The 21,216-nt window shown below is 58.1% G+C and carries 18 protein-coding genes; 6 read left to right on the top strand and 12 right to left on the bottom strand.

Features of this window, described 5'->3' with window-relative positions; genetic code table 11:
- Positions 1-27: 27 nt before the first annotated feature.
- On the bottom strand, positions 28-2,376 hold the full coding sequence (locus tag A6U86_RS23415; protein WP_068395743.1) for a methyl-accepting chemotaxis protein: 2,349 nt from the start codon (positions 2,374-2,376) through the stop codon (positions 28-30).
- Positions 2,377-2,979: 603 nt separating this feature from the next.
- Between A6U86_RS23415 and A6U86_RS23420 the strand changes: the two genes are divergently transcribed.
- Positions 2,980-3,501 carry a GNAT family N-acetyltransferase gene (locus tag A6U86_RS23420; protein WP_068395745.1) on the top strand — a complete coding sequence of 174 codons (522 nt, stop codon included), beginning with the start codon at positions 2,980-2,982 and terminating at the stop codon, positions 3,499-3,501.
- 39 nt (positions 3,502-3,540) lie between these two features.
- Here the strand turns inward: A6U86_RS23420 and A6U86_RS23425 are convergent, their stop codons facing one another.
- From A6U86_RS23425 to A6U86_RS23440, 3 genes are all read right to left on the bottom strand, one after another.
- Entirely contained in the window at positions 3,541-4,233 is a 693-nt protein-coding gene (locus A6U86_RS23425) for a hypothetical protein (protein ID WP_068395748.1), read from the bottom strand.
- Positions 4,234-4,339: 106 nt separating this feature from the next.
- Positions 4,340-5,782: an RtcB family protein gene (locus A6U86_RS34855; RefSeq protein WP_083196948.1), complete on the bottom strand. Its 1,443-nt coding sequence runs from the start codon at positions 5,780-5,782 to the stop codon at positions 4,340-4,342.
- A 395-nt stretch (positions 5,783-6,177) separates the two neighbouring features.
- Positions 6,178-6,708, bottom strand: coding sequence for a hypothetical protein (locus A6U86_RS23440; protein WP_198929083.1), 531 nt, complete (start codon positions 6,706-6,708; stop codon positions 6,178-6,180).
- An 800-nt stretch (positions 6,709-7,508) separates the two neighbouring features.
- Here A6U86_RS23440 and A6U86_RS23445 point away from each other — a divergent pair.
- From A6U86_RS23445 to repC, 4 genes are all read left to right on the top strand, one after another.
- Positions 7,509-7,994, top strand: a complete 486-nt coding sequence (locus A6U86_RS23445; RefSeq protein WP_068395760.1) for a ProQ/FINO family protein — start codon at positions 7,509-7,511, stop codon at positions 7,992-7,994.
- Between the two features lie 480 nt (positions 7,995-8,474).
- Positions 8,475-9,668: a plasmid partitioning protein RepA gene (gene repA, locus A6U86_RS23450; protein ID WP_068395763.1), complete on the top strand. Its 1,194-nt coding sequence runs from the start codon at positions 8,475-8,477 to the stop codon at positions 9,666-9,668.
- Positions 9,669-9,672: 4 nt separating this feature from the next.
- Positions 9,673-10,674 (top strand): plasmid partitioning protein RepB, encoded by a 1,002-nt coding sequence (gene repB / locus A6U86_RS23455; RefSeq protein WP_068395765.1) that lies wholly within the window; start codon positions 9,673-9,675, stop codon positions 10,672-10,674.
- A gap of 155 nt (positions 10,675-10,829) precedes the next feature.
- Positions 10,830-12,143: a plasmid replication protein RepC gene (repC, locus tag A6U86_RS23460; RefSeq protein ID WP_068395768.1), complete on the top strand. Its 1,314-nt coding sequence runs from the start codon at positions 10,830-10,832 to the stop codon at positions 12,141-12,143.
- 412 nt (positions 12,144-12,555) lie between these two features.
- On the opposite strand, the gene A6U86_RS23465 is transcribed toward repC, so the two are convergent.
- The 8 genes from A6U86_RS23465 to A6U86_RS23500 all read right to left on the bottom strand — a co-directional run bounded on the left by A6U86_RS23465 (position 12,556) and on the right by A6U86_RS23500 (position 19,963).
- The gene (locus tag A6U86_RS23465; protein WP_198929084.1) at positions 12,556-13,512 is read right to left on the bottom strand and encodes a murein L,D-transpeptidase catalytic domain family protein; all 957 of its coding nucleotides are present in this window, start codon (positions 13,510-13,512) and stop codon (positions 12,556-12,558) included.
- 458 nt (positions 13,513-13,970) lie between these two features.
- Positions 13,971-15,272: a flagellar hook protein FlgE gene (locus A6U86_RS23470; RefSeq protein WP_068395775.1), complete on the bottom strand. Its 1,302-nt coding sequence runs from the start codon at positions 15,270-15,272 to the stop codon at positions 13,971-13,973.
- 228 nt (positions 15,273-15,500) lie between these two features.
- Positions 15,501-16,211 (bottom strand): hypothetical protein, encoded by a 711-nt coding sequence (locus A6U86_RS23475; protein ID WP_068395778.1) that lies wholly within the window; start codon positions 16,209-16,211, stop codon positions 15,501-15,503.
- Positions 16,212-16,385: 174 nt separating this feature from the next.
- The gene (locus A6U86_RS23480; RefSeq protein WP_068395781.1) at positions 16,386-16,997 is read right to left on the bottom strand and encodes an exopolysaccharide biosynthesis protein; all 612 of its coding nucleotides are present in this window, start codon (positions 16,995-16,997) and stop codon (positions 16,386-16,388) included.
- Positions 16,998-17,045: 48 nt separating this feature from the next.
- Complete coding sequence (locus A6U86_RS23485; RefSeq protein ID WP_068395785.1) at positions 17,046-17,351, bottom strand: hypothetical protein; 306 nt, start codon at positions 17,349-17,351, stop codon at positions 17,046-17,048.
- A 74-nt stretch (positions 17,352-17,425) separates the two neighbouring features.
- On the bottom strand, positions 17,426-18,361 hold the full coding sequence (locus tag A6U86_RS23490) for a TerC family protein (protein WP_068395788.1): 936 nt from the start codon (positions 18,359-18,361) through the stop codon (positions 17,426-17,428).
- A 225-nt stretch (positions 18,362-18,586) separates the two neighbouring features.
- Positions 18,587-19,303, bottom strand: a complete 717-nt coding sequence (locus A6U86_RS23495) for a methyltransferase domain-containing protein (RefSeq protein WP_068395791.1) — start codon at positions 19,301-19,303, stop codon at positions 18,587-18,589.
- A gap of 159 nt (positions 19,304-19,462) precedes the next feature.
- A complete protein-coding gene (locus A6U86_RS23500) occupies positions 19,463-19,963 on the bottom strand; it encodes an Lrp/AsnC family transcriptional regulator (protein ID WP_068395795.1) in 501 nt (166 codons plus the stop codon).
- Positions 19,964-20,092: 129 nt separating this feature from the next.
- On the opposite strand from A6U86_RS23500, the gene hppD reads away from it, so the two are divergent.
- Entirely contained in the window at positions 20,093-21,202 is a 1,110-nt protein-coding gene (gene hppD / locus A6U86_RS23505; protein WP_068395798.1) for a 4-hydroxyphenylpyruvate dioxygenase, read from the top strand.
- Positions 21,203-21,216 lie beyond the last annotated feature (14 nt).

Raw genomic sequence — 21,216 nt, forward strand, 5'->3', positions numbered from 1 at the left:
TTATCGCTTCGAAGGGCATGGGAAACCTCAGAAGTCTTCCCATGCCGGGTCTGCCGCTGCCGGCGCAGCCCCTTTGAAGGCGGAGCGGAGTCTCTCGCCCAGTGCCCTTTGGCCTGAAAGCCCGGCGCTCGGGGTGGCCGCGGCGGTTCGGGCGGGGCTTGCACTTCTGCCCGGTGCCGAGGAGCCCAGCGAAACCACCTTTCCTGCGGCACCGTCCAGCTTGAACTGCCCGAGTCGGGCCGAGAGTGAGGAGACCTCGCTTGCCAGCGTATGGGACGCGGCATTGGATTCCTCCACCATCGCCGCATTCTTCTGGGTCGCCTGGTCCATCTGGTTGACGGCGGTATTGATTTCCTGCAGGCCGGTCGACTGTTCCCGGGCTGACTGCACGATCGCCTGTACATTGCTGTCGATCTGCTGGACCTCCTGAACGATTGCGCGCAGGGCCTCCCCGGTCTGGCCGACGAGGCTGACACCTTTCTTCACCTGATCGCCGGATGAGTGAATCAGCGCCTTGATTTCCTTTGCCGCCGTGGCTGAGCGTTGAGCCAGCTCACGAACCTCCTGGGCGACAACGGCAAACCCTCTACCGGCTTCGCCGGCGCGGGCAGCCTCGACCCCGGCATTGAGGGCAAGCAGGTTCGTCTGGAAGGCGATCTCGTCGATGACGCCGATAATGTTGGAGATCGATTGCGAGGACCGTTCGATGCCGTTCATCGCCTCGACCGCGCTGTGAACGATTTCACCGGAACGTTCGGCATTGTCCTTCGTGCGGCCGACCAAAGCTGCGGCTTCTTCGGCGCGCGTGGTCGAATCCTTGATGGAGGTGGTGATCTGCTCGAGCGCTGCGGCCGTCTCTTCAACCGAAGCCGCCTGCTGTTCCGTACGCCGGGCGAGATCGTCCGCTCCCACGCGGATTTCCTCCGAGCCGCTCTGGATCACGGATGCATTCTCGGAGAAGGAAATCATCGCGGCCTGCAGCTTTTCGACCGAGGCATTGAAGTTGCCGCGAATTTCATCCAGCGCCGATGTGAACGGCCGGTCGAGCCTTGCCGTCATGTTGCCATCCGAAAGCTGCGCAAGCCCGGCTGCAAGTTCGCCGACAGCGAATTTCACTTCCGCTTCCTGGGCATCGTTGACGCGGGCGCGCTCGGCGCGCTCCGTCTCCTGTGTCGCGCGGCTGGCTTCGGCCTCGGCTTCGAGCCGCATCTTTTCACGATTGCTTTCCAGCAGGATATTCAGCGACCGGGAAAGATCCCCGATTTCGTCGCGGGCTTCACGATCCTTAAGCGTCACATTCAGATCGCCATTGGCGATCCGGTCGGTTTCGCCGATGACATTCTCGATGCGGCGAACGAACCGCCGGGCGATCAGCCAGCCGGCAAGTCCAAGGAGGACGGCGGCGATCGAGGTGACCGCGATGGCGTTCTTCACGACATTGTCGACCTGCGCGAATACGGTCGCCTTCGGCACGGCCACGATCGCATACCAGGATATGCCATCGGTCAGTTTCACCGGTTCGGCGACCGCAAAATAGATGCTGCCGTCGGGACCGGTAATTTCGCGTTCGGTGCCGGGATTGGCGATCAGCTGGTCCCAACCAGCCGTCTGGGCGCCGCCATCCTTGATATTCTTTCCGATGAGCGCGCCGTCGGGATGGCTGATCATCCCCCCTCCTCCGGTGACCAGGCTCATAAAGCCGGTGCCCATGGGATGGATGGTGGAAATGGCTTTCTGGGCGTCATCGAGGGCGATGTCGAGACCGGTAACGCCGACAGGCTTGCCATCGATCATGATCGGCTTGGCGATGGAGGTCATCAGCACCTGCTTGCCATCGATAGCATAGGAATAGGGCTCGATGACGACAGTCTTCTGCTGGTTGAAGGGGAGCTGGTAATAGTCCCCTGCTCCGGAAACGGTATAGTCGGCGAGCGGAACATGCGTAATCTTGCCGCCGCTGCGAACCCAGTATGGGATATAGCGGCCTGTCGCATCATTGCCGTCCTTGCCGGCGAAATCCTTATCCTTGCCATCGAAGGCGTTCGGCTCCCAGCCGGTCCAGACGCCAAGCGCCGCCGGATTGTCTTCGAGCATGTTCTTCAGGAGATCGTCGGCAGTCGTCCGGTTTGCATTGCCCGTTTCCTTCATGGTTGAAAGCACGGTCTCGAGCGAATTGACGACGGTGATCGATGATCCCAGGGCCTTTTCGGATCCGGCCGCCGTCGTGTCGGCGATCTCTCGCATCTGGTCGAGGCTGGACCGGCGGATCGTCGTATAAGCGGAATCGAACAGGATGGCCGAAGCGGCCACGGTGGCGATCACGCCGCATGCGGCGACAGCGAAAATATTGCGGCTAGTTGCGGATTTCAAAATCATATCACCACCTTCTTGGGTGGCGCTGCAATCGCGCGGCCCGCCCCCCGCGTGCCTTGACAGAAACAATATTCCGCAAGCGGCAAACCACGACCGAACCGCTTGTATCTCAAGAAAGCTAGATGCGCTTAATTAATAAACAGTATATCTACGTCTCGATATTCACCCTCGATGAGTATGACTTTTAATCATCAAGAAAAATTGGAAATCATTTCTGGGAAATTAATGTTTTAACGAGATTGAAGACAACAAAAGAATAGTGCGATGCAAAATTAGTACTCTCTATTGGACTTCAGCCGTTCCCAATGGGGAACAGGCGCAGGAAAAAGGAACCGGGAAGCGGGGATCACTGCGCGCGATCCGGTATAGCGCGTGCCCCAAGATCTGTAGAAAAAGGCCTCAAAATGCCACCGCTCGGTTGAGTTTGGCGATCGCAATCGCTCCGGCTTTCAGCTAGGGATTTACCTGGCTGCTTCCAATTGCAGAGCTGAGCGATGATCTTCAAAAGTTGCACCGCAGGTCGCGTTGACGGCACCATGGATGAGGCTATCACCTGCATTTTCCAGCCGCCAATACGTTCTCAGCCTAAGATGAGGTAATAAAGGCATGCATATTCGAAAGGCCGCAACCGCCGACGCCGAGGAACTATCCGGCCTCCTGAACGAGATCATCCGGGCCGGCGGAACCACCGCGCTCGAGACGCCACTTTCGGCTGAGGAATTTGCGGAGTGGTTCATCGATGGCGAGTTCGCCCTCGTTTGCCACGTTGCCGAACATGATGGGTTGCTCGTCGGTTTTCAGTCTCTGAGCTTGTACGGCGACCCGCCGAAAGGACTCGCCGACATCGCGACATTTGCCCGTATGAACTCAAGTGCGCGCGGCGTGGGAAGTGCTCTCTTCCCCGCAACCCGAGCTGCCGCAGAAGAGCTCGGGTTCGAATTCATCAATGCGACCATTCGAGCCGACAACGTCAGTGGACTTACCTATTACGAGAAGATGGGCTTCCAGACCTATGACAGGCTCGTTCAAGTGCCGCTGTCGGATGGAACCCCTGTCGACAGAATCAAAAAGCGGTTTGCGATAGACGCGAAGCGCCGCAACTCATCTGGAGACAATGCCTCGTCCTGATGGTCCGCAGGAAGCCGCGGGAACGCTCGTCCATACCGGTCACGGGTGTTTCCGCACCGTACCGACGGTCAGCCGGCCCTTGCTTCCGTCGGACAGTTTCACCGTGCCCCATGCCGACATTAGGTCGGGTGCTCTCGTGACTTCGGCGAGCCCACTGCGACCGTCCGAACATTTGAATGGAAGGGTCACAGTCGGGCGCCGATCGTTCAGGTCATAGGTGCCCGTGCATTTCATCGACCGTCTCGATGATTGCACCGAAAAGCGTCCCTTGTGGTTGAACGCAATCGTGGACCCCTTGAACATCTCCCCGGAATCCATTCTCGCTGACGCCGGAAGGACAATCTCGCCTTGCCCGCGACTTTGCGGCGGCAGTGGTCTCAAACCCGAGATCTTCAAAGCCCGCGCGATGCTTGGCGCCATGCCGCCGCCTTGGGTAAATCGGGCATAGTCGTCATAGGGGATGGCGCCCTTCGCATATGCCATCAAGATACGACGGCAAAACTCATACCGAACATTGGCCTCCGAGACGCCCATAAGTTTTGCAAGCTTCTCCCGCGTTTCCGGAGTTATGCCACTGTGGCTGCATGCCTCGATGTTCCAATTGAGAGCCGCGGGATCGCCCAACATGTTTTTGTCGAGCTCGTACCTATTCTTGGTCGCGACCGGCGCGGCCAGCGCAGACACCGAAAGACCAGCCATGGCAATGGCCGTCAGAATTACAAGCCTTTTCATTCCACCCCCAATTTTGTCCCGACGCGCTCAGTAGTGCAGACAGATCGTCGGAACTAGATGGCACGTTACTCCCAAGTCTGCATCTTTCCAGTTGGCGCTGTGTACATCAACCTTTTACGGTGATCATCGGAGTGATCTTCGCAACTTTCGTTACCATACCCGCTTCGGCCATCGGTCTCACCACACTGTCTATTGGCTTGTATGCCGCCGGTGCCTCTTCCTTGAGACGCGCCTGGATCTCGGCCACGATATCCTGCCTGCCACGCAAAGTCGGGCTTTGAGGGTCAACGGGACCGATTACGCGCAGCCCAGCGCTGATGTTCGTTTTCGAACGCGCTTCCTGCCGCGATAGCTTACGTCCCGCCCCATGTGCAGCCGATTCCAGAAAGTCGGTTGAACCGCATCCGGCAAGCAGCCACGTACCATCACCCATTGATCCGGGAAGAATGACTGGCTCGCCATGCCATTCATATGGACTGGAAGCCATGGCGCCAGAGCCCCTGGCCGGGCAGGCGCCCTTTCTGTGGCGTACGATATCTCCGCTTTCCCAGACGGTATTGTGCGGAGCGTCGTATACGAGACGGTGTTCGACTTCTCGCCCCAACGCGCGCGCTACAGCCTCCACCGCCGCCAACCCGATAAAGAAGCGATTGGCGAAGGCGGCATTCACCGCATTTGCGTGGCCGTTCATGTATCTCCGGTAGAGATCCGACTGCATCTCCATGGAGAGCACCCGCCAATCCTCGCCAACTCTTGCCTTAGCCCTGCCTCTCTCTTTCGTCGCTGTGCCCACTCGCTGCCCGAAGTCCAGGGAACCGGAATGGACGACAAGGACAACTGAACCTGACTTCAGTCCCGCAGCTCGAGCGAATGTGCCATCCGCAACGTGATCGACGTAGCCGAGTTCGACAAAGTGGTTCCCACCACCGATCGTACCAAGGATGGCGTCGCGGCGGTGGTGGTCATCGATCTGCGCATAATCCGCAAAATCTGGATCGATGTCGTCGCAGGAGAAAATGCCATTGTCCGAATGGCGCTCGAGATCGGCCCACCTTCGAGAAAGATCCAGCTTGGAGAGCAGACCTTTGCTCGTCCGCTGCAAGTTATCGAGGAGCCCTGGCAAGCCCTCGCGCAGAATCGCGTGCCGATCCAATCCCGTCAGAGCGATATCGCGCCCACCTTCAAAGAAGAGATGGCGGAGATGGTGATCGAGAAGTGGTGTCGACAATTGATCTGCCGTGACATCTTCAAGAACAATCATACGCATCCCGCATCCAATGTCCGAACCGATCATGTGCGGAAGAACTGCACCCTCGAGATCTGCGACAACGCCGACCGGAACAGGTTTGCCGGGATGAAAGTCGGGGGTCGTAACGACGGCTCGAAGCGAGGCGTGCTTCTGCACCAGCGCCTCGGGCGTTGGCAGAGCACTGGCAAGATCCGCAAGTGAACGTACGAAATTCTGCTCCGGTTCATCGTGAGCTACGACAGACCTGATGACATGCCCAGCAATATTGCTGGTGCGGCAGATGAATGATGGCGCGTTCATTTTATTCTCCGTGAGTGCCTGGGTTCAGCAGCCGCGGCAATACGGAGTGTCAGCGCCTATGACATAGCGCAGTCGAAAACTCAACGTCTTTATCAAGTTGGTGTCGAAAGGGAGGTTTGGTTGGCGTGTGACAAACCATGCTGCCGAAGCGCGTCAGCGACGGCGCATATCTCAGCACTTTTTAGGTTGCATTAACCACATGAATTAGCTGATCGCTTTTCCATATGCGAAGTGAAAGTCTCCATAACTTCCGTCGCCGATATCGCCTCTAGGTGCGATGTCACATGATCGGCAAGCGACGATTACGTTGTCCCGAAGGCCGTGCGATGCGGGAAACCGTCCAGTATCCGCCTCATCACCGCGTTCGCGGAAGCTCGACGTGCCGGACGGCGAGTTTATTTCGCCTGAATTTGCTTCAGAGCTTCGCGATCCTCGTTTGACACGAATTCGCAGGCGAGCAGGGTTTTGCCCGGAAAGGCAGCCGACTCGCGGGCAACGACGGATACGATTCCCATCTCGGCCGATGGCTGATCGGCTTTGGCCAGCGCTCGTGCGTATGACTTTGTCGCCGTTCCAAGAAGACTGCCGAGATCATCCGATTTCAGATGATAGGTCTTGGCAAGATCGTCAGCCCGCAAGCCATCGACCAGAATACCAAAGCTGGTGCCGGCAAAGACGAGTTCACTGGTCTTGAAACCCTGCCGGCCGAAGTCCGCGGGCAACTTGTAAATAGCCGCCGTCATCAGCGACATGTCGGCCTTCGCAAGCTTCTCCGCTTCGTCGTACATTTTCGTGGCCGACTCTGTCGTATAGGCTGGCTTGCAGAGCGCCGCGTCAAAGAAGGCGGCCTTATCGAAAGCCAGGGCACTCGAACCGCAGGAGAGCGAGAGAGCAATGCCCAGAGGCAAGAATAGTTTTGCGTTCAAGATATCTCTCCAGAAGACAAATCGTCGATCGAGGCTCGCACCTCACCAATCTCAAGGCGCTATGTACCGCGCGAAAGAACATCCACCAAGCCGGCGCTTGCGGCGCGCGAGCAGGTTATCCCGGCATATTTGAAACGTCCTTGAGCCACAAATCGCAATGACATTTTCTTGGACCATAGGGAATGCAGATCGGCTGCCTACAAGATCACACGGGAACGCGGTGGACGTCTGCTCGAACCGACGCTGCCAGATTGCGTGCGACGGCCTGACTGTCCCGACCGTTCTTCCAACCTGATGCGTGAGATTGGAGCGACCCGGCGATTCCCACATCAACTGAGAATGTCAGACGGGCTGGGATGCCTGTATCCGGGCAATAGCCCTCACCCCGAGAGAGATCACAAGAGCCTGCGACGCTATGCACCTTTGGCTTGATGCCCAACTTGGATAATCTCGTAGAAAATGGCCGTGGCATTCCTCCACCAGAGGAATATGGCGATGTCTTTATCGATCAATGAAGCGCGAGGACTTTGATCATCCCATGGTACCAGCAACGGGATCTTTATGAATGATCGACTTGCGAAAGGATGGGCGCCGCGTACTCAATACCTTTCGCGGCCAGACGCAAGCTATCCGCCCAACTATAAAAATCCCGTTAACCAAAACTTGCTGGAGCTTCCGTCCTTTCATATATGGTCACCGGCTCAGTGTGGCCATCGGCGATCGGCGGTGAATTCTTTGCTCCCCGTCAAAATCACTTCACAATCAGTTCGTAATGGATTTCGAGGCAGAGGAACGATTTCATGGAAGAACCTTGGATGACAAACAATGGTCCGATCGTGGCAACCGCGCTCGATGTCAAGAAGGCGGAGGCGATCAATACACTTCTGCTTCGGCGCATTGACATCCTGCCCTCCAGGCCCGGCGATCCGGTTCGTCCTTTCGCGCTCGGCCTCTGGAGTGAAATTCGCCCCCTCCTGAAACCCGATGTGCCCGTCATGTCGCTTCGCCGGGCAACCAGTGCGTTTCTCCATTCGAAGCGGTATTATTTTGCCTGCGCGCAGCCTGACTCGATGCGGCATGATATTTCGGGAAATCCGACTGAACCACTATCCGCCGAAGACAGGGTCGCCGCACAAGAGCGCCTGACGACGCTGCGGCAGACGCAGACCAAAGCGCCGGTCCACCACCCCGAACCCAAGCCGGCACCGCCGGCAATCAGCAAAGCGGACCTGATCCGCGCCTCCCTTCTTGGGCGCCGCAAGCTTTCGGATGGCGTGGCTCGATAAAGCGGTCGTCGAAACAGCGGCAACCGTTGAGCTGGCGGTTGCCATGAATGGCCCCGCAATTCTGCCTTTCCCATTCTCATGAAGAAGTCCGCGCAGCGGGAGCGACTAAATCGGCTCAAGATGTGGTCCGCGGACTACCCGTCCAATGAGGACAGATCCGCCTTGGACAACAGCCCTTAGTTTCCCAAACCATGGCACCCATCCCGCGCTCAGCAAGATCAGTAGTCCGCGGACTACCCACGGACTGAAAGTTCTCCCACCGGCAGAGCAAGTTTAGCCCCGCCCGCCAATCCCGCAGCCTCAATATTCAAAGATTACGGTCGGCCGAATGCGGGTTTCCTGCATAGTTACTGAGCGAAAATTCAAGAAAAAATGCCAATTGTTTAAGCATTTGTAAAACGGACACGAATCGGAGCATATTGTAACTGCGTAGTTCAGTAGCATTCTGTCACAATTGCGCAGTTAATTGGGAAAACGACCATGCAACCGAGTCCCCTGCTCCAGGACGAACAAGAGCACCTTCCGACGCTTCTGGCAACAGACGCGCAAGAGCTGTCGTATCAGCTCCAGCAACATCAGGCCAAGCTCTTCCCGCCTCAGTCGCAGAAGACGATGCGGATGTTCTCGCCAGCGGAAGCCGCAGCCTTTATCGGTATCGGAGAAGGCTACCTTCGCCAGATCGCGGCCGAAGGCCATGGGCCTGATCCGCTGGCAAACGGCCGCCGACTATACACCGCCGATGATATGGATCGGATCCGCCACGTTCTGGACGAGCGCAACGGGACCCCGAAATACGTGCCACGGCGCAAGGGGTCCGAGAAGCTGCAGATCGTCTCGGTCATGAACTTCAAGGGCGGCTCCGGCAAGACCACGACAGCGGCACATCTCGCGCAATACCTGGCGCTGAGAGGATACCGGGTGCTGGCCATAGATCTCGACCCGCAGGCTTCCTTGTCCGCCCTGTTCGGGCACCAACCCGAGCTCGACGTAGGCGAGGGCGAAACGCTCTATGGCGCCATTCGCTACGAGGCGCCGCGGCCGATCTCAGACATCGTTCGATCGACCTATACGCCGAACATGCATCTCATACCCGGGAATCTCGAACTCATGGAGTTCGAACACGAGACGCCGCGGGCAATGGCCGCGGGCAGGGCAGAGACGATGTTCTTTGCACGTATTGGCGAGGCTTTGACGGAAATCGAGAGTTTCTACGATGTCGTCGTTATTGATTGCCCGCCGCAGCTTGGCTTCCTGACGATGTCAGCGCTCTGCGCGGCGACCTCGATCCTGATCACCGTGCACCCGCAGATGCTCGACGTCATGTCGATGTCTCAGTTCCTGACCATGACCAGCGAACTCATGTCCGTGGTCGAGAGTGCAGGGGGGCGCACCAGCTACGACTGGATGCGCTATCTCGTCACCCGTTTCGAACCGAATGACGGGCCGCAGAGCCAGATGACCGGCTTTATGAAAGCCATCTTCGGCAACCGCATGCTTCACAATGCCATGGTCAAGTCGACGGCCGTTGCCGATGCGGGCGTCACCAAACAAACCCTCTACGAAGTCGAACGAGCTCAGTTCACCCGCGGCACCTACGATCGCGCGCTGGAATCGCTCAATCTGGTGAACAGCGAGATCGAGACGCATCTCCGTTCCACCTGGGGAAGGAAATAGATAGATGGCGCGGAAAAACCTGATTGAAATTTCGGCTCCGAACACGGGGCGCGCCGATACTGTTCCGGCAAAGGATACTCGACCGATTGCCGGCTTTCTGCCGCAAGCAAGAAGCGGCGGTCCCGTTGGCGGCATCACCAGAACACTCGGCAACATCACCGAGAAGATGGAGCGGGCCAGCGATCTCGAACGACAGCTGGCGGAAGGTCAGACCATCGTCGAGGTCGACCCGGATCTTATCGATGGATCCTTCGTCACAGACCGCCTTGAGATCGATCCGGTTGAGCTTGGTCAGCTCGTGGAGCAGATACGCGAACACGGCCAGCAGGTACCCATCCTGGTGCGTCCGCATCCCGAGGCCAGAGGGCGCTATCAAGTTGCCTATGGGCACAGGCGCCTGGCTGCGGCAAAGGAACTTCGCATCAAGGTGCGCGCCGTTGTCCGTCAGCTTACCGACGATCAGCTCGTTGTCAGTCAGGGTCAGGAAAACAGTGCGCGCACGAACCTGTCCTATATCGAACGGGCTCTCTTTGCCTTGCGGCTTGAGCAACGTGATTTCGGTAGAGATATCATCATGGCCGCGCTTGGCGTGGACAAGGCTGCCTTGTCAAAGATGCTGATCGTCATGCGGCAGGTGCCTCTGGCGCTTATCAGCGCGATTGGCCCAGCACCTGATATTGGCCGTAGGCGATGGCTGGAGCTGGGAGAGCGCCTCGAGGGTGTTGCTTCCGAGCCGATCGTCGCCGAGTTGTCCGCGGACAACAGCCGGAAAATGTCCAGCGATGAACGCTTTCAGCAGGCCATGGTTCTGGCGATTGGCAAGCCCGCATCCACAAAGCCGACTGCTGAACCATCCGCCATATCCGGCGTACCCGTGACATTCAAGAGAACCCCAGCGCGCGCCACCTTTGTTTTCGACAGCAAGGCGGCACCCGGATTCGACCAGTTTGTACAGGAGAGACTGAAGGGTCTCTTCACTGAGTTCCAGCAAGGAAAGGAAACGTAAGCCGCAAAAGAAAAAGGCCCCCAAACGATACCATCGTGGAAGCCCTTCTCCGATCTTAAGCACATCGAGAATCGCATTTCCCCGAATCACAGTCAAGAGTCTTTGGCATCGTTTTGGTGAGCAAATTTCTTTTGCCTCAACGTAGGTGAAGAAAAATGGACACTGAATACGTGACGACGCCCTTTGGGCGGCGGCCGATGACGCTTGGCATGTTGATAGCTCAGAGAAGAGCTGAACATGCCAGGCCAGCCAAGTCGGTCGATAAGTGGAAGATCCATCGTGCGCTCTGCGAAGCCAAGCCTATTCTTGGTGTAACGGACCGAGCGCTTGCCGTTCTCAGCGCACTCCTGAGCTTCTATCCGAAGAATGAACTCTCGGATGGAGCTAATCTGGTCGTATTTCCCTCGAACGCACAATTGTCTCTGCGCGCCCATGGCATGGCCGAGCAAACCATCCGCCGTCACCTTGCGGCGCTGATCGAAGCTGGGCTTATCGTCCGGCGCGATAGTCCGAACGGCAAACGCTATGCTCGCAGAAGCAGGGCTGGGGAGGTCAACGAGGCCTATGGTTTTTCGCTGGCCCCTCTGGTTTCTCGCGCGGAAGAGATCGAACATCTCGCTGCCGAGGTCGTTGCCGAGCGCCTTCATCTGCAGAGCCTCAGAGAGCGCGTCAGCCTTCACAGGCGTGATATCCTCAAGTTGATCGAAACAGCGCTCTCAGACGGCGTCGAGGGCCAGTGGGAGGCCGTTCATTCCGGCTTCCGTAGCCTCATCGACAATCTTCCGCGCTCACCCGACGTCAATCAGCTCGAAGCTTTGCTGTCAAAACTCAGCCGACTGCACGACGAAATCGTCAACCGATTGGAAAAACACGCAAAAACAACAAAACTAAGCGGCAATCCCTATCAAAATGAGCGGCACATACAGAATTCAGACTCAGAATCCCTATCTGAATCTGAAGCGCTACCTCAAAAACAGCACGTTGTGTTGTCCGCGGCTTCGGTAGAACAGAAGCTACAGCCACATCAGGCACCGACAGATCACTCGCTTGAAGAAAGCGTGCTTTCGCCTGCCATGGCCCAGCAGCACTTTGAAAGGCTCAAGGATAAGCCTATCGCAGTCAAGGCATTTCCCCTCGACATGGTCATGAGAGCATGCCCGGAAATTGCTGCCTACGGTCCGGGCGGCAAGATCGGAAATTGGCGCGATCTGATGACAGCATCCGTCGTCGTCAAATCCATGCTCGATATCAGCCCTGAGGCCCACCATCAGGCCTGCGCGATCCTGGGGCCGGAGAACACCGCGACGGTGATAGCCTGCATTCTGGAGCGAGCCTCCCATATCAAATCCGCCGGCGCTTATCTCCGCGATCTCACACGCCGAAGCCAGAAGGGAGAGTTTGCGATCGGTCCCATGCTGATGTCTCTGCTGAGGGCCAATACCGCCGGAGGTATACAAAAATTGGCCTAGATCGTTAGGATTCCCCTCAGCGAAAGCTTCACTTCGAGAGCAATTCCCGGCTTGAAACACAATGACGGCGCTGATGGAAACATCAGTTTTGCGGGCGGTGTTCCATGGCATTCGTATGCCTGGGAGAAGCAAAGCTGCCGATAACTTCAGCTTCAAGACTTTAAGTGAATAAAATCAATCGGGTAGAACATCGGAAAAATTCGACATCAGTGGCGAGAAAATATGGAAAACAGACCCATAGATCGCCGAAACCCTGTGCTTTTATCGCTTAATTGCGCAGAAAAGTCCATGCCCTCCCGCTTATTCGCCTCGTTTTGAGGAAACGGCTGCCAGAGGTTCGTGGAGACAGGAAGGAAGAGAGCGTCGGTTCGACGGATGATCTCTTGCCTCCCCGTTTATCGAGAACGTCAGCTTACTGGCAAATCGGTATGGGCTTTGCCGGCGGCGCCGGATGATCCTTCTTGTACTGCACGATGACCGGCTCTAGAGATTCCTTCGGCCAGAACTTCGGAGCACCGATTTGTTTCAGGCAGGAGTCATTCCAATACAACCCCGCCTGCGATGGTGAGCGGCCCCCGGCAACCGTCTTTGCGATCGCGTTGATATCGGACGACTCCGGATAGATGTAGAGTGTCGTCGGATTGTCCTTCACCATCGAAATGATCTGGTTGGCATCCGATGCTGCCCAGCTGGTGCAGCCATCGCTACGGCCGCCGGCATATTCCACCAGCTTGCCGAGAGGCACGTAGCCGTCACGGTTGGCATATGGGCTTTGCGGATCCTTCTTCATGCAGACGCCGGCGACCTTTGCTGCGGCATGGCCGCCGATTGCGCGCTGCCGGGCATTTGCGGTCTCACCCTCGCCATCGAACTGAAGGAAGGTCCGGAGATAGGCCACGTCCTTGGTCTGCGAGGCGGGATAATAGCCCTTGAACGTCGTCTTCGTCTCCTCGGTCATATAGGAGCCGCCAGTGGTCAGGTTTGAATCCATGGCATTGCCGAAGTTCCTGGCGCACATGCGTCCGTTGCCGAAATCAACAACACCCTTGAGATCGCGACCACTGCCGTGCCCGGATGAAACGACACGGAATGTTTGGCTGGCCTCGCAGACGATGTAGAACCGGCCGCCGTCGCTCGGGTCGTTGGGGCGCGTTGCATCCATCGCGAAGTAGCAGGGGTTCCTGACCTTTCCTTCACCCACCTTGCGCATGTAGAGCGCGCGGGCTCTCTGCAGGACCGGGCGAGCGATCTGACCGTTGCCCTGACCCATATGGGCCGTGAGCCAAGCTGGAACATCGGACTGCTGTCCCGCAGCAAAAGACTGCGGCGCGCTGGCAATGAGGATGGCGACGGTACAAAGGCTAAGCATCCTGGCGATGCTTCGGGGGGCACGTCTCGACCGCACTGATTTGGATCTCCTGTTAAACACCGTGGACCTCCGCACATCGTCGCCGATGAGAGCGGCATGACAGCCTGCCCGCCCCACAAGCCTGACCGACATGTACTCAGATCCAGAAATCATAGTTGTGCGCTGCTTTGCTGAACGAGACCCTAACGATGCCGGAAAATGGCGGCAGTCACGATAGAGATCACATAGTTTTCATCAGACTTGCTCAAACCGCCTCGCCTAGCATTCCGAGGGCATAACGGCGCAAATGTGGCTGAATTTCGGCCTCAAGGAGCGGACGGTTGTCTTGGCGCCGGGCAATTGAATTTGGAGGCATGGCGGTGAGGAGCAGTTGGCGACGCAGACTTCCGCAAAACCAGCCGCGTGAATCCAGAAACAAAAAGGGCCCCGAAGGGCCCTTTGACTGTGAGGCGCGGAAATCAGCGCTGGAGATTGACTAGGACGTCCAACAGGTCGGAGCCGGTCTGGAACACCTTGGAATTGGCGGTGTAGCTCTTCTGTGCCTGGATCATGTCGGTCAGCTGGCCAGCGAGGTCGACGTTCGAAGCTTCAAGCGAGTTGGACTGGATGTAGCCGAGGCCGTTGCTGTTGGCGAAGCTCGTGACCGTCACGCCGGAGTCGGCATTGGCCTGATAGACGTTGCCGCTCAGGAGCGACAGCTTGTCCGGGCTTGCGACGGTTGCCAGAGGGATCTGATAGATCGCCTTCGGGTCGCCCTTCGCATAATTGGCATAGACGACACCGTTCTTGTCGATGGTGACGCCGGTGACCGCGGCTGCCGCTTGTCCGTTGGTCGAACCGGTGGAGGCGAAAGCCGAGGCTTTCTGGGTCATCTTGGTCAGATCCATCGTGATCGACCCGGCGGTCTTTGGATCGGTGATGGTGAATGAGCCACCCGAGGTCATGTTACCCGATGCATCGAACTTCAGCGTGCTGGTGGCAACAGGACCGGAGGAGTAGGGGAAGGACGAACCGCTGCCGGAGGTATTCGCATCGGCGTTGCGGTAGACGGCGACTTGCCACTGGTCCGTCGTCGGCGGCGTCGCGGTGGAGTCGGCAGCCTGGGTCTTGGTATAGTAGATGTCATACATGACGGTATTGCCGAGCTTGTCATAGGCAACCACCGAGCTCTTCTGGGTATTCGATGTCGTCGTTGCCAAGTTGGCGCTCGGCAATGTCTCGGTCGCGCTCGGGACAACAACCGTTGCACCCGAATTGAGGTTGCCGGTAAAGCTGCCCGAAGTCGAGGGCGAGTTGGCAAGGCCGCTCTGGTTGACGTTGATCGGCACTAGGCCGTCGAAGCCGTTGACGACGACAGCCGGAGCGCCCGATGCGTAGGAATAACCCATCAGGGTGTAGCCGGCGGAATTCACCAGATTGCCGTTGGCATCCGGGGTGAAGTCGCCCGCGCGCGTCAGAACCGTCGAGCCGTCTGCTGCCTGCACGACGAAGAAGCCGGCGCCGCGGATCGACAGGTCAGTGCCCGACGAGGTGGAGATGGCGTCGCCCTGCTGCGTTACTGAATAGCTGATATTCGTCTCGACACTACCGGAATTGTAGTTGCCGCCGCCCGAGGGCAGGATCAACGACGAAAAGCTGGCCGTTGCCGACTTATAGGCCGTTGTGTTGACGTTTGCGATGTTGTCCGACACGGTGCTAAGCTTATTTGCCTGCGCATTCATGCCTGAAACTGCCGTTTTCATGCTACCAAAGATGCTCATTGGTTCCTCGCACGTTGCTGATGCCGCCACGATAACGAGAATGACTTGTGTGAAGCTGGCTTTTTCCTTGTTTGGCGCAAGGCTGGAGCAAGACCTTTGGGTCATGCAGCTCGTGGAATCGCAGGCCCCGGCAGCTCCCAATAGGATGACATGACGCCCGATTGCCTGGTAGCGCGGTGCGCTTTGTCTCTGAGGTGCGCTTCTAAACCAAATGCCCGGCGACGATGCTCATAGCGCGGGCGGCGCCGGAAAATCCAATACGCTGCGCGTATAGCTCTCGACCAGCGCACTGAACGGTGTGCCGTCGGGCAGTTTCAGCACGGCGTGGTGCTCGAGAACGAAGGGGGGCGGGGCGAGAGAGCCCGTGCCGGATGCGGGAAGGGCCGTCCCCATCTCCCAACCCTGCGGAAGCGGCGACCAGAGTAATTGCGCCGACAGGTTCGTGCGGGTGAATTTGAGAGCCTGCACGGCCCGGCCGAAGGCGACATCGCTCGTGTTCAGGGCCTCGTTCATTTCGGAAGTCAGCTTTGCCGGTACATACCAATTATCGGCCTCCGACAGAATGCGATCGCCGCACGCCAGTCGAACGCGGCGATAGGCGACCGGTTCGCTTGGCCCGACCGCGAGCAACTCGCGAATATGGGTATCGGCCGGTTTGTCCTGACCACGGACCCGTTGTGCCACGATCTTGGAGCCTGCCGGCGCCAGCTTGTGGGCAGCGCACCAGCGATCGAGCGTCAGCGTGGCACTGGCATTGCTGAGAAGATCGGCATTCAGCGTTTGCAGGATTGCAAGGGCCTCCACCCGCGATGTCGGCGTGTCAGGCCATGGCGACTGAACAGCCATATCTTGCGCCGTTGAAATCTGCGCACTGAGCAGGAATGCTCCAGCGCCGGCAAGTGTGGCGACCCGAGTGAATGGCGAGGGGCAGAAAGGCATGGAAGATCTAATCCTTGCTGGACGCAACGCCTAAGAGGTCAGCCTTGCGATGTCGATGCTATAATTGGAGAGGACGTTGTGGGTGACAAGACCCGGATTGCCACACTACAGCACGGTGCGGCAATTCGACCTCAGCTCTATCATCGCTTTCCGACGCAGCTCCCAGCCCGCATTTCAGGATGCGATTGCGGTCAACCCGGTCAGGGCCATTTGCATCAGCCAGGCCGTTGCAACGAATGCGAGCGCGGATAGCAGCAGAGCTGCCAGCACCAGCAATCCGTCTCGGGCGATCAGGGCGACGGAAATGACGATAAGCGCCAGCACCGGCAGGAAATTGCCGAGCGGGATCGGCAGGGCGATGGCGACCGCCAATACGAAGATCGGAAATGACATCAGCCATTGCATTGTCCGGCCTGTAAAGACGGCCAGACGGCCGGGGCGAACCATGGCCTCGACCCTGGCAAGGATCGGTGCGCTGTAGCGAACCATCAGCTCCACGACAGCCGGCGACAGTCGGCGCCGGCTGAGGAAGGATGGAAGCCAAATGGACTGGCGGCCAATTGCGATCTGGGCCGCGACGATGGCAAGGGCGGTTCCGAACACCACGCCGAACGGCCCCGGTATGGGGATCATGGGCGGCAATGCGAGAACGAGAATGGTGAAAGCCATGCTCGTGCGGCCAAGAGCGCAGAGAACTTCGCCCAGGGAGATGCCGCCTTGGGACTGGGCGAGCCTCGCCAATTCGTAGAGCCGAGCGGATGCCGCGTCTTCTGTCTGTTCCGTCATCCTCTTTCCCTGGATGGAATTGTCGGAGGAGGCTGCGCTGGCAGCCTATCAGGCCTCGTCGGCGCCCTTAGTCTTGAGAAGGCCGATGACGGCTGCGCAATCCGGGTTGTTCTTGTTGAGCAGATCCACCGGATCGCTCCACCCTGTGGCGACGCCGATAACGGTGGAGATGGTCCAGACCATATCTTCCGAGGCGCGCTTTACCAGCAGCGGCCCTTCGGTCGTCAGGCATGCCTGCGACTGCCTGACGATCTCGACCGGCTGGCCTGCGGCGGTGGCGTACCGCTCGATCTCGGCCTGCAATGGAGCGAGCGCGAAGGTTGCAAAGAGGGATGCGATGAGATTGGAGAGCATGTCCAGTCCTTTTCAAATGTCGGTTCGGGTACGGGGGTGATAGTGCCCACCGACTTGGCGGGCACTCTGCTGGCTCAGGCCTCGCCGGCTTGGCCGCGTGTCTTCACGAGGCTCCAGACGACGCCGCTGGCGATGATCGCAAAGGTGATGCCGAGCGACAGGGCGGCCGGGAATTTTTCCAGACCCAGCAGGTCCGCCGCGAAGATCTTCGAACCGATGAAGACAAGCACGATGGCAAGGGCCGGCTTCAGATATTTGAACCGGTGGATCATCGCTGCCAGCGCGAAATAGAGGGCGCGCAGGCCGAGGATTGCGAAGATGTTCGACGTGTAGACGATGAACGGGTCGGTCGTGATGGCGAAGATTGCAGGCACCGAATCCACGGCGAAGATGACATCGGCGACTTCGATCACCACCAGGGCCATGAACAGCGGCGTGATGAACCAGACCAGCTTGCCCGTCTGCGGATCGGCCTGCTTCACGAAGAACCGTTCGCCGTGATGGTTGTCGGTGATGTTGAAGCGGTTGCGCATGAGGCGGACCAGCGGGTTCTTCGACATATCCGGCTCGGCATCCTTCATGACCAGCATCTTGATGCCGGTGACGATCAGAAACGCGGCGAAGACATAGAGGAGCCACGAGAACTCGGCGACCAGCGTCGCACCGACGCCGATCATGATGGCGCGCAGCACGATGACGCCGAGGATGCCCCAGAAGAGCACGCGGTGCTGATAGAGGCGCGGGACAGCGAAGAACGAGAAAATCAGGGCGATGACGAAGACGTTGTCGAGTGCGAGCGTCTTTTCAACGACGAAGCCGGTCATGTAGGCAAGGCCGGATTCCGCGCCGAGATACCACCATACCCAAGCGCCGAAGGCGAGGCCGAGCGAGATGTAGAGGGCGGAGAGCTTGATGCTCTCGCCGACGCCGATCTCCTTGTTCTTCTTATGCAGAATGCCGAGATCGAAGGAGAGGATGGCGATGACGAGGGCAATAAAGCTCGCCCACATCCAGAGTGGCTTTCCCAGCCACTCGACAAAAAACAGTGATGCTTCCACGAAGGAGAACCTCAGTCGGCGCACGGTGTCGGAAAAGGTCCGACATCGCAAGAGCGCCGACGGCTCTCACCAGAGGGGCCCGGACCAGCGGGTTGGCAGATAGCTGGTGAGCCGATCTTCGCTATTCCAGGGGCGGCAATGCTCTTTGTAAATCGGAGAGCAATTTCGTCGGAACTACTAGTCCAGCACTCGGCCGATATGGATGCTGTGGACGCTTGCTTTTTCCTGGGCGACGAATTCGGTCAGGGCGGCGGGCACTTCGATATTCGCACTGTATCGTCCAAGAACGCGGAAGCCTCTTGGAAGGAACGCCGTGATGTGATCGATAATCTTTTCATAGTCGACAACAAGCAATTCCTTCCCGACCGTGAGATCGAACAGTGCGGGATCGAAAATGACGTGCTCGTTCTCGCAGAACCAGTAGGAGGAGAGTGTCAGATCGGGGAGGTAGCCGATCGGCGCCGGCAGGCTGCGCTGCTCGAATGCAAACTTTCCCGGAAGCCGGGCGACCGACATGAGTTCTTCACTCAGCGAAAGCTGGGTTTCCGCCGCGTCCAATCCATGAAGCTCAAGATTGGGATTGCGGGCAAGATAGGCAAAGGCGAGGCTGAATGCGCCCGAACCACAACCAAGATCGCACACTTTTCGATAGTCGTGGATCGCGGTGCCGAGGCTGGTCAACGCCTGCAGGCATTTCAGCGAATTGCGCATGCCGAAGGCGCGGGTGAAGGCATCGGCAGAGTTGGTATAATCGAAGATCTCGATCTGGCGCCGGCTTTCGACGGCGTTGAGCAGCGTAATGGAATCGAGGCTGGGGCGATAGAGGTGATTGCACCTGAGCAGGATGTCGGCAAAATCATCGAAATGTCGTGTCTGTTCGTCCGTGCGCAGCATGCAAACCTATCCTCGCCCGTCCTTGCCAAAGGGTATTCTCTTCAAGCATGAATGGATGGGGATTGGTAGGTATAGGTAGCCATCGCGGCTGCTGCTGGATTTAAAAAATCGCTCGGGAGCCGGGCCTCGGGCGTTCTTGGCGAAACTGCGCCGCCATTATTATCTCACGCCCTCGCCATGCCAGCCCTGCGACACCGGCACGGGGAACCCCTCGAATGTCTTCAGCGTGTCGAGAACGATCGACGTCTTCACATGCTGCACGGATTCGTGCGGCAACAGCACGTCGTTGACGAACCGCGAGAGGCCGGCGAGCCCACGGGTCGCGATCTTCAGGTGATAATCCATCTCGCCCGTCAGCGCATAGGCTTCCAGCACTTCCGGCAGCCCGTTGATCAGCTGCGAGAAGCGGCGGGCATTATCCCGGTTATGGGTCGCAAGCGTCACGGAAATGACCACCAGCATATCAAGACCCAGCTTCTGCCGATCGAGGTTGGCCTGATAGCCACGAATATAGCCCTCCGCCTCCAGCCGGGTGCGCCGGCGTGAGCACTGCGACGGCGAAAGCGCGATGCGTTCGCCGAGTTCGTTGTTCGTCAGCCTGCCATCCTTCTGCAATTCCTCAAGAAGACGCAGATCCAGTTTATCGAGTGGCTCATCCATTGCGCAAAACTCTCAAAATGCTCACAGATCGTGTATAATATTTTCCTTTATCACGCAGAATGCAAGCACTTTGCGTGAATTTGGGTCCATACTTTGCACAGTCAAAGTACCGTCTCTGAGGAGGAGAAAATGGGTCCTTTTCCACATGATGCGCCGCCGTCCGAAATCACCGCCGACAACCCGGCCGGCACCGACGGTTTCGAGTTCGTCGAGTTCGCTCATCCCGAGCCCGAGAAGCTGCGCGAGCTCTTTACGCGCATGGGCTATGTTCCGGTCGCCAAGCACAAGACGAAAGACATCACCGTCTGGCGGCAGGGCGACATCAACTACATTCTGAACGCCGAGCTGGGCAGCCATGCCGCGCGCTTCATCGCAGATCATGGCCCCGCGGCGCCGTCGATGGCATGGCGCGTTGTCGATGCCAAGCATGCTTTCGACCATGCGGTTTCAAAGGGTGCCGTTCCCTATGACGGCAATGACAAGGCACTCGATGTGCCGGCAATCGTCGGCATCGGCGGTTCGCTGCTTTATTTCGTCGAGACCTATGGCAAGAAGGGTTCGGCCTACGACACCGAGTTCGATTGGTTCGGCGAGCGCGACCCGCGTCCCGAAGGCGTCAGCTTCTATTATCTCGACCATCTCACGCACAATGTCTTCCGCGGCAATATGGACAAGTGGTGGGATTTCTATCGCGATCTGTTCAATTTCAAGCAGATCCACTTCTTCGATATCGACGGGCGCATCACCGGTCTGGTGAGCCGGGCCATCACCTCGCCCTGCGGCAAGATCCGCATCCCACTGAATGAATCGAAGGACGATACCAGCCAGATCGAGGAATTCCTGAAGAAATACAAGGGCGAGGGCATCCAGCATATCGCCGTTGGAACGGACGATATCTATAAGGCGACCGATACGCTCGCCGACAACGGCCTGCGCTTCATGCCCGGTCCTCCGGAGACCTATTACACGATGTCCTATGCACGAGTGAACGGGCACGAAGAACCCATCGAACGCATGAAGAAACATGGTATCCTCATCGACGGCGAAGGTGTGGTGAATGGCGGCCTGACGAAGATCCTGCTGCAGATCTTCTCCAAAACCGTCATCGGCCCGATCTTCTTCGAGTTCATCCAGCGCAAGGGTGACGAAGGCTTCGGCGAAGGCAATTTCCGCGCGCTCTTCGAGTCCATCGAAGCGGACCAGATCAAGCGCGGCGTCATCGGCACCGCGGCCGAATGATCTCCAGGTGACCC

Origin of the sequence: Rhizobium sp. AC27/96, from assembly GCF_001692325.1 — a bacterium.
Taxonomy (GTDB): domain Bacteria; phylum Pseudomonadota; class Alphaproteobacteria; order Rhizobiales; family Rhizobiaceae; genus Rhizobium.